The organism is Rhizobium sp. NLR22b, from assembly GCF_019685295.1.
Lineage (GTDB): Bacteria > Pseudomonadota > Alphaproteobacteria > Rhizobiales > Rhizobiaceae > Rhizobium.
This window is the reverse complement of sequence record NZ_JABDWM010000018.1, coordinates 131,318-145,875: the sequence shown is the minus strand read 5'-3', so window position 1 is coordinate 145,875 and position 14,558 is coordinate 131,318. Positions and strand designations below refer to the sequence as shown.

The window sequence follows — 14,558 nt, the reverse complement described above, 5'->3', positions numbered from 1 at the left end:
TCGGATGGCGCGGGTTGATCGTCCACAGCCGCTCGCGCTCGCCCGCCTCGCGCCATTTCAGCGCGCAGGGGGTACCCATCAGCCGCTTGAAGATCTTGGAGAAATGGCCGGAATGCAGCACGAGAAGACCCATTCCCTCCCAGACGCGCCTGGCTACACGTTCGACGACGACGTCTGACACCGCGCCGTGATCCTTGTGGCCCCACCAGGTCAAGACATCGGTTTCGGCAAGCCGGGCCTCGCTCAGCCCATGTTCCGGCTCCTGCAGCGTCGCCGTGGTCGCCGAGATGCCGGCATCGGTATTCAGCGCATTGGCGATCGTCGTATGCATGCCTTCAGGGTAGATGCCCCGGACGATCGCATTGGTATTCTCGTGGATGTTTTCACCCCACACAACGGTGCGTATAGTCACGTCTTTCTCCTTGTAGCTGAAGCGGATCGAGCCTGGGAAGGACATCGAGCCTGAAAGATCAGGCAGCCCGCATGGATTCACGTTCGAGCGCCCGGCCCGACCGGTCGAAACGGTGGATGTGACCGGCAAGTGGCGCGAGGCCAAGCGTTTGGCCCGGCTCATGTCGAGAGACGCCGGCCTCCCGCACGACAAGCGGTTCATCGGCCCCGATATCCAAGTAAACGAAGCTATCGGAACCGAGGATTTCGGAATGGATGACCGTGCCACTCCAAACCGGCGACTCCGCCGTGACGCGCACATGCTCTGCGCGCACACCGATCGTATGGCTGTGATAGGGCTGCGCCTGCCCGCCCGACAGGAAGTTCATTTTCGGCGAACCGATGAAACCGGCGACGAAGACCGAATTCGGGCTTTCGTAAAGTTCCAGCGGCGTGCCGATCTGCTCGACGACGCCGTCCCTCAACACGCAGATCCGATCGGCCAGCGTCATGGCCTCGACCTGATCATGCGTTACATAGATCATCGTCGTGCCGTGCATGCTGCGATGAAGCTTGGCGATCTCGAGCCTCGTCGCGACGCGAAGCGCCGCATCGAGGTTGGACAGCGGCTCGTCGAAGAGGAAAACCTTGGGATCGCGCACGATCGCCCGGCCGATGGCGACGCGCTGACGCTGTCCGCCGGAAAGCTGTCGCGGCAAGCGGTCCAGGAAGGACGAGAGCTGCAGCATACCGGCCGCCTGCTCGACGCGCCGGCGGCATTCGTCTCTGTTGCTCCCGGAAAGCTTCATGCCGAAAGCCATGTTGTCGAAGACCGTCATATGCGGGTAGAGCGCGTAGGACTGGAACACCATGGCGATCCCTCTCTTCGACGGCGCGTGCCGGTTTACCGTCTCACCGTCGAAAGCGAGGGTTCCCGAGGTGATGTCCTCGAGCCCGGAGATGAGCCGCAGCAGCGTGGACTTGCCACATCCAGACGGCCCCACGAACACCATGAACTCGCCCCTGCGGATCTCCATCGTCACACCCTTGATCACCTCGAAAGCGCCGAAGCTCTTGCGGATATTTTCCAATCGGATTTCTGCCATGTCCTACTCCCTCAACCCTTGACGCCGCCGGCGGTCAGCCCCGAAATGATCCGGCGCTGGAATATCAAAACAAGCACGACAACCGGCACGGTGACGATCACCGAAGCCGCCATGATGTTGCCCCAGGGAATTTCGAATTCGCTGTTGCCCGACAGCAGAGCGATGGCGACCGGCACGGTCCGCTGCGTATCCGAGGATGTGAACGTCAGCGCGAAAAGAAACTCGTTCCAGGCGGCGATGAAAGCGAGCAGACCGGTCGTCACCAGCGCCGGCCACATCAGCGGCATGAACACCTGGGTGACGATGACCCATGGCGAGGCGCCGTCGACGATCGCCGCCTCCTCGATCTCGATCGGCAATTCCCGCATGAAGGTCGTCAGCACCCAGACGGTGAAGGGCAGCGTGAAGATCACGTAGGAAAAGATCAGCGCGAAGGGCGTGTTGAAGACGCCGATCCATCGGATGAGTTCGAAGAGGCCGGCAAGAACAGCAATCTGCGGAAACATCGACACCGAAAGGATAGTCAGCATCAACAGTGCCCGTCCGCGAAAATTCACCCGGGCCAAAGCGAACGAAGCGGTGATCGAAAGCAACAGCGATGCTGACACCACGACGCAGGCGATCATCGCGGAATTTGCAAGACTGCGGACGAAGCTACCTTGGCCCATCACGGAAGCATAGTTGCCGAAGGAGATCGAGGTCGGCCAATAATCAACTTGGAAAAGGGCCGTGCCGGTCTTCAGGCTGGTGAGGATCGCATAGTAGAACGGGAAAACCGCAATGATGACGATGATCGTCACGAGCAGGTAGAAGAGTGTGTTCTTGGTGATCGAAAGCAGCATCAGCGTTCCTCCCCGCCGAGCTTGACGCGGCCGAGCCAGATATAGAAGACGGTGACGGACGCGATGATGAGGAAGAGCACCGTCGAGGCGGTGGCGCCATAGGCGAACTTATCGAAGTCGAACAGGTTCTCGCGCGCCATGACCGACATCGTCTTCGTCTGCGCATTGTTGGGCGTCAGAACATAGATCAGGTCGAAGATGCGCATCGCATCCAGCATCCGAAAAATCACGGCAACCATGATGGCAGGCCGGATCAGCGGCAGCGTCAGACGCCAGAAAACCTTGACTGGATTGACGCCGTCGATCTTGGCGGCCTCATAGATGTCTCCCGGCACCATCTGCAGCCCGGCAAGGATCAGAAGCGCCATGAACGGTGTCGTCTTCCAGACGTCGACGATCAACACGGCGATCATCGCCGTTTCGGGATTGGCGGTCCAGGCGATCTTCTCGCTGATCAGGCCGAAACCGAGCAGAACATCATTGAGAATGCCGAACTGGTCGTTGAGCATCCAGGCCCACATCTTGGCCGAAACGATGGTCGGGATCGCCCACGGAATGAGGATTGCGGCCCGAACGATTCCACGCCCAACGAACTGTGCGTTCAGCACCAGTGCGACGATCAGCCCGAGCATAGTCTCGATCGCGACGGAAAGGAGGGTGAATTTGGCCGTGTTCCAGACGGCATTCCACCAGACCGGATCGGCCAGCAACCCCCGATAGACGGTCCTTCCGCTCTTCAACGTCACCCACGACAGATAATTGGCAAAGCCGACGAATTGCGCATTGCCGAGGTCGTTGAGTGACGCATTGGTAAAGCTGAAAGAGATGGTTCTGAAGAGTGGCCAGCCGGCGACGATTGCCAGGATCAACAGCGTCGGCGCCAGAAACACCCAGGCCGATCGAATGCGCTCGGATCGCAGTTCCGTAGAGGCTCTGAGGTTGGAAACCCTTTGTTCGACTGCTTGTGGAGCTACGATTTCAGTCATGAAACGCCTTCCCGTTTAGCGCTGCGGAGACTGGACCGACGACCTCTCGGCCGCCGGTCCCGCTACTCACCAGGCATCGCCCTTGAGGGTCGTCAGGTCGGCTTCGAGGAGCTCGAGGTTCTCGGCAGCCGAGCCGCTGCCGGACAGCGTGTTGTGCACGGCCGTCCAGAACTTCGAGGACACTTCGTTGTACTTTACCTTGGCAGTCGCCGAAGGACGCGGCACCGCATCCTGGAAAATGGGTTTCCAGTTCGGCATGAAGGGCTGTGCGGTGGCGACATCCTTGTCGTCATAAAGGTCGCTCAGTGTCGGCAGATTGGACAGCTCGATGGCGCGAGCCTTTTGCACATTCTTCGACGCCAGGAATTTCACGAGCGCGATGGCCGCTTCCTGTTTTTCGGAATATTTCGACACCGCCAGGTTCCAGCCGCCGAGTGTCGAGGATGGCTTGTCGCCGGCGGCCGCAACCGGCAGCGTCATCACGTCGAACTTGCCCTTGACGGCACTATCGGCTCCGTTGCCGAGGGAATAAGCATAGGGCCAGTTGCGCATGAAGACGGCGTTGCCGGTCTGCCAGACGCCGCGCGATTCTTCTTCCTGATAGGCGAGCACGCCGGGCGGCGAGATCGTGCCGATCCACCCCTTGGCGCGTTCGAGCGCTGCTGCCGCCTTGTCGTTGTTGATCGAGATCGTCCCGTCCGGCTCAACGATCTGGCCGCCCCCCGACGACTTCACCCATTCCAGCGCGTTGCAGGTCAGGCCCTCGTAGGAGTTGCCCTGGAAGACATAGCCCCAGAGGTCCTTCTGGCCCGCCTGGCGTTCCTTGTCCTGAATCTCCTTGGCGGTTGCGGCCATCTCGTCCCAGGTCTTCGGCGGCTGCTTGTCATATTTCTCGAGCAGGTCCTTTCGATAAAACAGCGCCGGAGCATCGGTAAATAACGGCAGCGCCACGAGCCGGCCGTTCACAGTCTGCGAGGCGATGATCGACGAGAAGAACTGGCCGGCCACGTCTTTGGTGGCCTCCTTCAGATCAATGAACTGATCGGCAAGCTGCGGCGCCCAGATGACATCGGTCTGATAGACGTCGATATCCTTGTTGCCTGCGGCAAGCCACAAGCGATATTGCGAGAACTGCTCGCTGCTCGATGACGGCATGGTGACGAGCTTCACCTGATTGCCGGTCTCCTTCTCAAAAATCGCAAGCTGCTTGTTCAGGAATTCGACGTTTTTCCCGGTGGTGTTCGCGGCAAACGAAATTTCTGCGGCGTGGATGGGGCCGGCCGCGATAGCGAGGCCAAGCGCGGACAAAGCCAGAGCAAACTGTTTCATAATCTCCTCCCAGAAATTGAAATCGATTTGGCAAACGAAACATTGCAGAAGGCTTTGATGACGTCAAGACACCAAAACCAGCTTCTGCTAGTTGTATTTGTATGATAATAATGGCCATGCTGCACGGAAAAGGGCGTAAATTCGGCATTTGCAGCCGAAACAGCAACGCCAAATAATTGAAATCGGTTTCAATATGAACTGAAACGGCACTTGCCCGTTGCGCATCATCAACGCATCGTCCATTGATTTCCCAGACAAAGAAGACAACGATGAAACTTCGCGAATTTGCAAAGCAGCTTGGGCTTTCTCCGACAACGGTCAGCCGTGCACTCAGCGGCTATCCGGAGGTGAGCGAAGCCACGCGCGCCCGGGTTGCAAGCGAAGCAATGCGGCTTGGCTATCGCCCCGATATCAATGCCGTGCGCCTGAAGACCGGGCGAGCCGGAGCGATCGGCGTCATGATGGGGCGTTCGGGAGAAATTCATTTCGCAGAATTCGTGTCAGGCATGGCGCAACGCCTGGAAACGACCGATACGGATATTCTCATCACACCGATTACCGCGCATAATGACGAGGACGAGATACAGGCCTACCGGCGCCTGGTCGAAAGCCGCCGGGTGGACGCCGTGATCATTCATTCGCCCCGCCCCAGGGACCCTCGGATCGAGATGCTGAACAGCTTGGGCGTGCCGTTTCTGGTCCACGGCCGCTCGGAGACCGATCACGTTCATGCGTGGCTCGATATCGACAATGAAAATGCCGTGCGCAGAGTGACCGAACACCTGCTCGATCTCGGGCACCGCCGCATTGCGATGATCAATGGGCTGCGGGGCAAGACCTATTCGATTCATCGAGAACAGGGTTTTCGGATCGCCCATCAGGAGCGTGGGCTCACCGCAGATCCCAACCTCATGGTCTGCGACAAATTCTCCGACGAGAGCGGCTTTCGCCATGCCCGCTCTTTTCTGGAGAGCGCCAATGCCCCGACCGCCATCGTTGCCGGTTCCACGATGACGGCGCTTGGTGTCTACCGCGCCGTCCGTTCGCTTGGAATGACGGTGGGGCAGGATGTTTCCGTCATCGCCCATGACGACGTCTTTCCCTATCTGACGGCTGAAAATATGGTCCCGTCGCTCTCGACCACACGATCCTCCATGCGTGCCGCGGGCACACGTTGCGCCGAGCTGACGCTACAGCTTATCGCCGGGCGCGCCGCGGACGAGATCCACGAATTGTGGCCGGTCGAGCTGATCCTGCGGGAAAGTACCGCGCCGCCGCGTTGACCGACCAACTTCCGATGCACGCGCGGCCTAGCAGCCGAAGTCCGTCAGCCGGCATCGCGCCGCACTCCACCATTTGCCCGCACCAGGGCCATCAGCATCGGGCCGATCGCAAATTCGCCTCTCTCGGTCCTCCGGGTGAGATCGCGGAGATAACCGCCGGGCGAATTGATGTGTCCGCCCCTTTCCAGAATGCAGGCGATCACCGTCGCGGCGTTTTCCGGCCCCATGCCGGCGCAGGCTTCTTCATAGGCCGAGGGGCTGACGCCGAGCATCGAGCGGACGACGACGGCAGCCGACATCAGGTCGCGCCAATTGCCGATCGTTCCACCCGGCCCATAATCGAGAATTTGCGGGCAGGCCTGAAGAACCAGACCAAGCGGGAAGGATTTCAGCGTATGTCCCGCCGCCGGTTCAGCCGCGCCGGATCTCCTGCCGCTCATTGCTCCCGCCGATGCCGGATGTCTCAATCTTTGCTCGTCCTGCGGCCCGGCGACCCGGTTAATATCGGTCGTCAGCTTTGCGCCCTGCTTCGTTTCGAAGCTTGGTTCAAGTTCAGATGTGGAATAGGGGTTTGAATTCTGTTTGTGGCGCTCAGTTTGAGACTCATTGGCGTCTATTTTTTGTGATTTTATATGTCTTTCCAGCAAGTTGACGGCTTCATCGCGCAACAGGCCCATCTCGTCGAGCAAGGAAGCCAATTCCTCGCGACCCGCCACGCGCGGAATCCTGCACACGAGATCGCGAAACATCAACGACATCTGCTCCCAGTCGCCGGGCACAGCCTCATCGAGCGCTGCTGCGATCAGCTTGGAAATATCGCGCCGGCATACGGTGAGGCGCTCCCTGGTCACCCGGATAAGTTCTCGGTCAGCAACCACCTCGGCGGCCAGGGTTTCGATCTCTGCCGCGCGCGCCAGCAGTGGCGCGACGCTGAAGCCGAAGGCCTCACCGATCTCCCCTTCCCTGTCGCGGCGCGCATAACGCTTTCCGTTCGGGCTGTCCTTGCGCAGGATCAGGCCGGCCTCGACCAGCACGGCAAGATGCCGCCGCAGCGTCGCCGGCGTCATACCCCGGGCGCGAAGCGAAAGCTGCGCATTCGAGGGAAAGACGATCAGGCCTTTCTCCTCGGAAATCTCGTCATCGGGATAGAAGGTCAGCAGCGCATCGAGCACCGTCAGCGCCCGATCGGTCACGCCAAGTGCCGGCCGCGCCTCGCAGATCGCCCTGAACAGTTTCCACTTGCTGCGTTTCATCCCCGGCTCGATCGTCTCGGCCAGTTGCTGGCTTGCCAGCATGCCGAGCGACATCGGCCGCCGCCCAAAGGGCGTCGTCACATATCCACTCTCCATATGCCTTCACCTTCGTTCAGGCAAAAGAAAACAGTCCACCACTTTGGTGCCTAAGACGCTTGACTGTGATTCGTGGAAATGCGATTCTCGATGTGCTTAAGATCTGAGAAGGGCTTCCACGACGGCGTCGTTGGGGGCCTTTTTCTTTTGCGCGCTACGCTCCTCTGTACTTTTTGAACTCCTGGAACAGGCCTTGCAGCCGCTCCTGGACGAATTGGTCGAACCCGGGCGCGGTCTTGCCGTCGAAGACGAAAGTGGCGCCGGACCCTGTCTTTTTGACCATTACCGGCACGCCGCTGATTTCTGATTTACTCGCCGCCGGCTTCGGTGCCGCAGCCTTCTTCGTTGCCAGAACGAATGCCCGGTGAAACCGCTCGTCACTTGAAATTCCGCGCGCGTCGTCCGCGGACAACTCCGCGATGATCTTATCGACATCGGCATTTTCCAGCCGCTCGCCGAGTTCCAGCCAGCGTCGGCGGCCAATATCAGGCGCAGCGCCGATGGCGTTGATGAGCGCCAGGGGCACCTGCCGTATCACGATCAGCATTCTCGACAGCGCCGCCTTGTCGACGCTCAGCGCCGCCATGATGACGTCGCGGGCAAAGCCGCGTTCCTCGAGCCGCGACGCGAAAAGCGCACGCTCGATATAGGAGAGATTGGTGCGGGCGCTGTTTTCCTGCCCCTGGCTGACGACCAGCTGGCCGTCGGTCAGGTCGCGGACGACCGCGCGCACCCTGATGCCGATCTCTCTCGTGGCCGCCAGGCGGCGATGGCCATAGGCGACCTGATAGCGGCCCCTGGCTTCCGGATGCGGACGCACGAGGATCGGAACCTGCTGCCCATGCTCGCGGATCTGCTCGACCAGCTCGGCGAGTTCAGCCGCATCGATCGCCAGGCGGTCGCTGACGAAGGAGCCGTCGATGAGCCCGGGATCGAGCTCGACGATCATCTGGCCGGCCGCAAGCTGCCGTTCCAACTCGCTCGCCCGCTCCATCTTCTCGGTAATGTTGCCGAGCGTCTTGGTGATGCCGCCGACCGGCCCGCCACTGCGCTCCTGCGGCACGAAGCCGGCAATCGGACGATTGTCGCGCGGCGCGACCGCTTCCACCCTTGCCGGACTCGGCGCGGAAATTTCGATGAGGTTCTTGCGCGCCATCCTATCTCCTTCCCCAGGTGGAGCGAATATGCGCTTCGATCTCACCATTCACGAGGTTCAGCGACTCCAGCGCGCGATCATAGGTTCCGCGTGTGAACTGCGAACGCTCGACTTCGTAGAGTGTCTGCTTGGTGACGCCGGCATCGGAAACGGCCGTCGATTTCACCATGGCGTTGTGGAGCATGCGATTGCCGAAGATCGCCCGCATGAAGCCGGTCATCTGGCTTTGCGGCCCGTCATTCGGCTCGAACCGCGTCACGAGATAGCGCATCCAGTCATAGCTGGTGCGCCCGCCGGCCTTCTCGACGACCGACATCAATTCACTCGTCATCGTCAGGAACTGCGACATCGACATGACGTCGAGCATCTGCGGGTGAACCGTAATCAGCACCGAGGTCGCGGCGCAGAGCGCCGACATCGTCAGGAAGCCGAGCTGCGGCGGGCAGTCGACGACGACGATGTCATAAAGGCTTTCGATATCGGTCAGCACCTCGCCGATGCGGGCGAAGAACATCGTCTCCGCCGTGCCCGATGCCATGGCCTTCGGCGTCTCGTGCTCGAACTCCATGAGTTCGAGATTTCCGGGAATGAGATGCAGGTTCGGCGTATAGGTGGCGCGCACGATGTCGGCGATCGGGCGCGGATCGTCATAGCGGATCGCACCGTAGATCGTTTCGCCCTCGCCGACGTCGAACTCCGGCTGATGGCCAAACAAAGCAGACAGGGAGGCCTGCGGGTCGAGGTCGACGGCGAGTACGCGGTAGCCCCGGAGCGCCATGAACTGCGCGAAGTGGGCGGCGGTCGTGGTCTTGCCCGAGCCGCCCTTGAAATTCATCACGGAAACGATCTGGAGTTTTTCGCCCGGCCTGCGGGCCGGCACGTATTTCGGCGTCCCGTTCCGCTCGTCGAGGACCCGGCGGATCCGGTCCATGTCGGTTGCGCTATAGAGCCGGCGTCCGTTTGCCAGCGGATCCGGTCCATGGCCGTCAGCGGCCACCTGCCGGAGATAACCTTCGCCTATGCCGATGAAGGCCGCAGCCTCCGCCGGAGAAAATGTCCTGATCGTCTTTTGCGACAGAGGGGGAAAGATTTTGGCCTGATGCTGCTGAAGTTGATAGGATAACTCCTTCGCATCCGTTGCCAGAAGCGACGGAAGGTGCTCTTGATCATCTTGAAGAGCAAGACTCGGTTGCATGATCTCTTTCCTGCGTAACTGCGCAATTTTGAACGAAAGCGCTTCAGTTGCGCAGTTACTATATGCCGCGATTCGTGACCGAATTACAAATGCTTAACCAAAACGCGCATCAGAGCCGGCAAAACAGGCTCCGAAAAACGCAGGTTTGGCGGCTTGGATGGCGGTGATTCGCACCGCCCGAGATGCCGACAGGCAAGGCCTGCATGCTCAACATGCATATGAATTTCCGCGCTCCAGCCAACCGATTCGGCTCCACCCGGCCGATCGGACGCGGCCGGCCGGGGGAGTGTCGGGTTTTATTTACCCATCATCTGCTTGGCGTTATCAGGCGTAATCGCGGTGGTGTCGACTGTGACGGTTGCCGGCACCGACGAGGCGCAATCGAGTAATATCGACTTTGCCATGTCGATCGCTTCCTTGGCGCCCGTGGGATAGGTAAAGGTCGCGGACCAATCACCCTTCGCGACCGCTTCAATCCCGCCGGCAGGGCCAGGCAAGCCGTCGGTGCCGATGATCTTCACGCTCTTACCGGCGCCTTTTGCAGCAAGCAGCGCACCGGCCGCCATCATGTCGTTGCTGGCATAGACCATCTTGATATCGGGATGAGCCTGCAACATAGCCGCGAAAGCCGTTTGCGCTTTGTCCGGCAGCCAGTCAGCTGCCTGTTCTGCAACGATCTGAATCTTAGGATTGGCCTTCACACCATCTTTGAAGCCGTTCAGCCGTTCGACGGCCGGTGTCGAACTCGGCAGCCCCTCCAGCACGGCAGCCTCGCCGCCATCTGGAAGAAGCGTCTTGCTCGTATATTCGCCGGCTGCCAAAGCAATCTTGTAATTATCGCCACCGATGAAAGCTGTGTAGTCCTTGCCGGCTTCACCGTTCGTCTTACGATCGAGTTCGATGACCGGGATACCCGCGTCCATTGCCCGCTTGACGGCAGGGGTAAGCGGAGCCGCTTCGAAAGGCGATATCAACAGGAGGTCAACCTTTTGCGTTATGAAATTGTCGACCTGTGATGTCTGAGTGTTCACATTGCCGGCCCCGTCGGCAATCTGCAGCGTAAACTGAGGGACCGCCTTGGCGGCCGCCTCCAGCTCATCGTTGACATGCTGGCGGTATGGCTCAGCGTTGTTGGCTTGCGAGAAGCCGATGACGAATTCGCCGTCTTTGGCGCAAGCCTTCACGAGCGGATCGGCAGCTTGGGCCACGCTCACAGAACCGACGCAAGAGCAGGCCAGTAGCAGGATTCGCCAGGTATTTGATGACTGAAATGTAGTCCGTATCATTGCTTTCTCCTCCACATTGATCCCGGATCCACCTTCCGGGAGGTGCCGCCACATTACCTGCCCAACCCTTCGCGGCGACGAACGAGGGATTGAAGGACTGCCGCCAAGACAATGATTGCCGCCGTGGCAAGCAATTGCATGGCTGGCGTGATGTTGTTGAGCTGCAGAATATTGGCTAAGGCACCCAGCATGATCGTGCCGGCGATCGTTCCGACCATGGAACCCGCGCCGCCAAACAGACTGGTTCCTCCAATCACCACGGCGGCGATGGCAGTCAATTCGTATCCGGTGCCATCATTGGCGCTACCGAAGTTGAATTGGCCGGCGTGGACGATGCCGGCTAGCGCGGATGCAAAGCCTGTTATGGCATAGACGGCGATCTTGATCGCCGAGACAGGAACGCCCGATATGCGGGCGGCACGCTCATTTCCGCCAACCGCATAGACGTAACGGCCGAACCGCGTTGTATTGAGAAGGATCGTGGCGATGAAGGCGAAAATCAGAAAGACGATGGTGGCTACCGGAACGACGTTGCCGAACAGACGGCCGCCCAGGATTGCGAAGATCGGCGGAGCAAGGCCTGGCCCCTCGCCATACGATATATTGATGTATTGATTTCCCGAGACCACGAGTGCCAGGCCTCGAGCAGCCTGCAGCCCCGCAAGGGTCACGATGAATGCTTCGAGCCGAAACTTGCTTGAGATTGCTCCTTGGACCAACCCGAAACAAGTTCCCATCAGGAGCACCGCCACAACCGTCGTAATTAGCCCGAAGCCACCAGAGACCATCAACGTTGCAGTAACAACGCTCGCAAGACCAAGGGTCGCCCCGACCGATAGATCGATCCCGGCGGTGATGATCACAAACGTCATCCCGATCGCGATGATGCCGGTTTCGGATACCGCGCGGACGATGTTGGCGATGTTGTCGGGCTGGAGAAACAGGATAACGCCGTGCCGGCGGGGAGAGAATATGATGCCGCCGGCAAAGACCAGCACAAGGCCGATCAGGCTTTGGAAGCGCACTATCACAGCAAGCGGATCAATACGCTTAGCAGGCTGTATCGCTGGATTGGACGTGATCTGCTGTTCGGACATCATCCCTCCCTCCCGTTGGCAGCGGCCAGAACCTCATGCTCGCCCACGCCGCCGGAAAATTCGGCAACGCTGCAGCCGTCGCGGAGAACCACTATTCGGTCGCATAAGCCGATCAGCTCCGGCATTTCGCTTGAAGCGACAAGAATGCCCAATCCGTCCGAGGCAAATTTGCGCAGGCGAGTGTAAATCTCCCCCTTCGCTCCGACGTCAACACCACGGGTCGGCTCGTCGAGAAGCAACAAGCTGGGATTGCCCAATACCTCCTTCGCAAGGACGACCTTCTGTTGATTGCCGCCAGAAAGAGCACCCACCGCGATCCGGGGGTTCTTCGGACGAATGTCGAAATTCCCGAACGAGTTCTTAATCGCATCGTCCTGTCGACGCGCAGACAACAAGCCATTCGGCGATATCCGCCGAATGATCGACATCACCAGATTGAGGCCAACAGACATACGCAACATAAGTCCGGCACCGCGCCGATCATCGGTTACGAATGCGAGACCAACTCTGCGCGCAGCGGCGATGGATCTGAGCCTTGCCGGTTTGCCGTCAATTGTAACCTCGCCCTGCCATCTTCCCGGCACGCCCGTCCCGTACAGAGCGCTCAGAAGCTCCGTCCGGCCCGCGCCCATCACACCAGCCAAACCGACAATTTCACCGCGGTGAACATCCAGATCAATTTTAGATGGGGCCCGCCACCCGGGTGACGGCCGATGCGGACGGAAGGAGGCCTGCCGCATCCGCAGAAGCACATCTCCGACATGACCGGATCGAGGCGGGTAAAGCTCGCTCAATGGACGGCCGACGAGAAGCTGTACCAACTTGGCCTGCGGCGCGTTCGGTTCGGTAACGCCAGCTACTCTACCGTCGCGCATCACCGTCACTCGATCGGCAATCTGCGGGACTTCCTCAAGCCGATGCGAAATATAGACGATACCTACGCCTGATGATGCGAGTCCGCGCATGATTTCGAACAAGCGATCGACTTCCCCAGCGGTCAAGGCAGCTGTTGGCTCGTCCATAATCAGAGCACGCGACGCATAAGACAGCGCCTTGACAATGGCGACAACCTGGCGCTGGCCGATTGAAAGTTCGCTTACGAGCTGAGCCGGATCAATTGAACGGTCAATCGCTTCCAGCCTGTTGCGGGCTTCGCGCAACATCGCCTTTCCGTCCAGCATGCCGTGTCGATGGACCAACTCGCGACCAAGAAAGAGATTGGCCGCGACGCTCAAACTCGAAACGAGATCCAATTCCTGGAAGATCGTCGCGATTCCTGCGGCTTGTGCATCGCGGGGGGTGTAAAATCGCGCGGGGTTTCCGTTGATGAAGATCTCTCCCCGATCCGGCGTATGCACCCCCGACATCAGGTTCATCAATGTTGATTTGCCCGCGCCGTTCTCCCCAAGCAGGGCATGAATCTCTCCAACTTTGAGATCGAAATCCACGCCACGTAGCGCTTGAACACCGCCGAAATGCTTGGTGACCCCTTTCGCCGAAAGAACAACCTGATTATTCATGCTGCTTCTCCACACGATTGACGGATACGCAGGACTGGCGACAGGCGCACGGTCTGCCGAGGTAGATGTTTATCGCCGATCCGTTGGATCAGGAGATCCGCTGCTTTGTAACCAATCTCGTCACAAGGCTGGGCCATGAGCGTCAGGCGCGGTTCGAAATAATCCGCCCATTCGAAATCATCGATTCCGAGCACGGATATGTCCACGGGAACGCGTAGACCGCGTTCCCGAATGGCTCTCATGGTGCCGATCATCGCAAGATTATTTGAGGCCAGGATTGCTGTGGGTGGCTCCTTCAGCTCCAGCAACCGGTGCGTCGAAGCCGTGGCGTCTGCGGTGCTGCTATTGCCATTGCTGATGAAAGCAGGCGGCACCTCTATCCCCTTCTCCGCCATGGCAGCCCGGAAAGCCTTCGTGCGCTCCACGGTCGTCGCAAATCCCGGCTGACCCAGGATGATTCCGATCCGTTCGTGATGGAGTGCAACGAGATGATCGACCAGCATGCGAATAGCCGCCGTGTTATCGGTCCCGACCTGATCGAAACGATCATCGGAGAGCCTGTCGACGAGCACGCAGGGAAGATTGCAGTCGATAAGGTAGTCCAACGATCTTTTTGGATCGCCCGAAGGGGCAAGAATAATCCCATCGACGCGGCGCCGATGCAAATGCCGGACGAGCTCCAGTTCTCGATCTGGATCGTCCTGAGTGTCACACAAAAATGCGATCAAGCCTCTCTTGGAACACTCGGCTTCGATCGCGCAAATGATGTCGCCGAAATAAGGGTTCGAGATCGCGGAAATCGCCAAGCCGACTGTACCTGTCGAGGAGAGTTTGAGCGAGCGCGCAACGGCGTTTGGAATGTAGCCAATCGCGTCCACAGCCTCCATGACGAGCTTCGCCTTTTCGGGCGACACGTAGCGGGTCTTGTTAAGAACGTGCGAAACCGTGGAGACAGAAACGCCGGCCGCCCTTGCGACCGCGGAAATAGTGGTCATGCGTGCCCTCCGGCTTTCGCCAGC

The 14,558-nt window shown here is 59.5% G+C and carries 13 protein-coding genes; 1 reads left to right on the top strand and 12 read right to left on the bottom strand.

Annotation, left to right across the window (positions count from 1 at the left end):
• The 5 genes from HJC00_RS25950 to HJC00_RS25930 all read right to left on the bottom strand — a co-directional run.
• A partial coding sequence (locus tag HJC00_RS25950) for a ThuA domain-containing protein (RefSeq protein ID WP_221164806.1) occupies positions 1-412 on the bottom strand: 412 nt, incomplete at its 3' end.
• Between the two features lie 58 nt (positions 413-470).
• Positions 471-1,496: an ABC transporter ATP-binding protein gene (locus HJC00_RS25945; protein WP_210631904.1), complete on the bottom strand. Its 1,026-nt coding sequence runs from the start codon at positions 1,494-1,496 to the stop codon at positions 471-473.
• An 11-nt stretch (positions 1,497-1,507) separates the two neighbouring features.
• The gene (locus HJC00_RS25940) at positions 1,508-2,338 is read right to left on the bottom strand and encodes a carbohydrate ABC transporter permease (RefSeq protein ID WP_221147420.1); all 831 of its coding nucleotides are present in this window, start codon (positions 2,336-2,338) and stop codon (positions 1,508-1,510) included.
• Positions 2,338-3,324 carry a carbohydrate ABC transporter permease gene (locus HJC00_RS25935; RefSeq protein WP_221164805.1) on the bottom strand — a complete coding sequence of 329 codons (987 nt, stop codon included), beginning with the start codon at positions 3,322-3,324 and terminating at the stop codon, positions 2,338-2,340. Before HJC00_RS25935 ends, HJC00_RS25940 begins: the two co-directional genes overlap by 1 nt.
• A 66-nt stretch (positions 3,325-3,390) precedes the next feature.
• On the bottom strand, positions 3,391-4,653 hold the full coding sequence (locus tag HJC00_RS25930; protein ID WP_221147418.1) for an ABC transporter substrate-binding protein: 1,263 nt from the start codon (positions 4,651-4,653) through the stop codon (positions 3,391-3,393).
• Positions 4,654-4,922: 269 nt separating this feature from the next.
• Between HJC00_RS25930 and HJC00_RS25925 the strand changes: the two genes are divergently transcribed.
• Positions 4,923-5,936, top strand: a complete 1,014-nt coding sequence (locus tag HJC00_RS25925; RefSeq protein ID WP_210631900.1) for a substrate-binding domain-containing protein — start codon at positions 4,923-4,925, stop codon at positions 5,934-5,936.
• Between the two features lie 44 nt (positions 5,937-5,980).
• Here the strand turns inward: HJC00_RS25925 and repC are convergent, their stop codons facing one another.
• From repC to HJC00_RS25890, 7 genes are all read right to left on the bottom strand, one after another.
• On the bottom strand, positions 5,981-7,285 hold the full coding sequence (gene repC, locus HJC00_RS25920; RefSeq protein ID WP_221155890.1) for a plasmid replication protein RepC: 1,305 nt from the start codon (positions 7,283-7,285) through the stop codon (positions 5,981-5,983).
• Between the two features lie 154 nt (positions 7,286-7,439).
• The gene (repB, locus tag HJC00_RS25915; protein WP_210631898.1) at positions 7,440-8,441 is read right to left on the bottom strand and encodes a plasmid partitioning protein RepB; all 1,002 of its coding nucleotides are present in this window, start codon (positions 8,439-8,441) and stop codon (positions 7,440-7,442) included.
• Between the two features lies 1 nt (position 8,442).
• A complete protein-coding gene (gene repA / locus HJC00_RS25910; RefSeq protein ID WP_184456495.1) occupies positions 8,443-9,636 on the bottom strand; it encodes a plasmid partitioning protein RepA in 1,194 nt (397 codons plus the stop codon).
• 296 nt (positions 9,637-9,932) lie between these two features.
• Positions 9,933-10,922 carry a substrate-binding domain-containing protein gene (locus tag HJC00_RS25905; protein ID WP_221147425.1) on the bottom strand — a complete coding sequence of 330 codons (990 nt, stop codon included), beginning with the start codon at positions 10,920-10,922 and terminating at the stop codon, positions 9,933-9,935.
• Between the two features lie 53 nt (positions 10,923-10,975).
• Positions 10,976-12,019: an ABC transporter permease gene (locus tag HJC00_RS25900; RefSeq protein ID WP_210632205.1), complete on the bottom strand. Its 1,044-nt coding sequence runs from the start codon at positions 12,017-12,019 to the stop codon at positions 10,976-10,978.
• Positions 12,019-13,539: a sugar ABC transporter ATP-binding protein gene (locus HJC00_RS25895; protein WP_210631896.1), complete on the bottom strand. Its 1,521-nt coding sequence runs from the start codon at positions 13,537-13,539 to the stop codon at positions 12,019-12,021. Before HJC00_RS25895 ends, HJC00_RS25900 begins: the two co-directional genes overlap by 1 nt.
• The gene (locus HJC00_RS25890; RefSeq protein WP_221164804.1) at positions 13,536-14,534 is read right to left on the bottom strand and encodes a LacI family DNA-binding transcriptional regulator; all 999 of its coding nucleotides are present in this window, start codon (positions 14,532-14,534) and stop codon (positions 13,536-13,538) included. Before HJC00_RS25890 ends, HJC00_RS25895 begins: the two co-directional genes overlap by 4 nt.
• Positions 14,535-14,558: the final 24 nt, after the last annotated feature.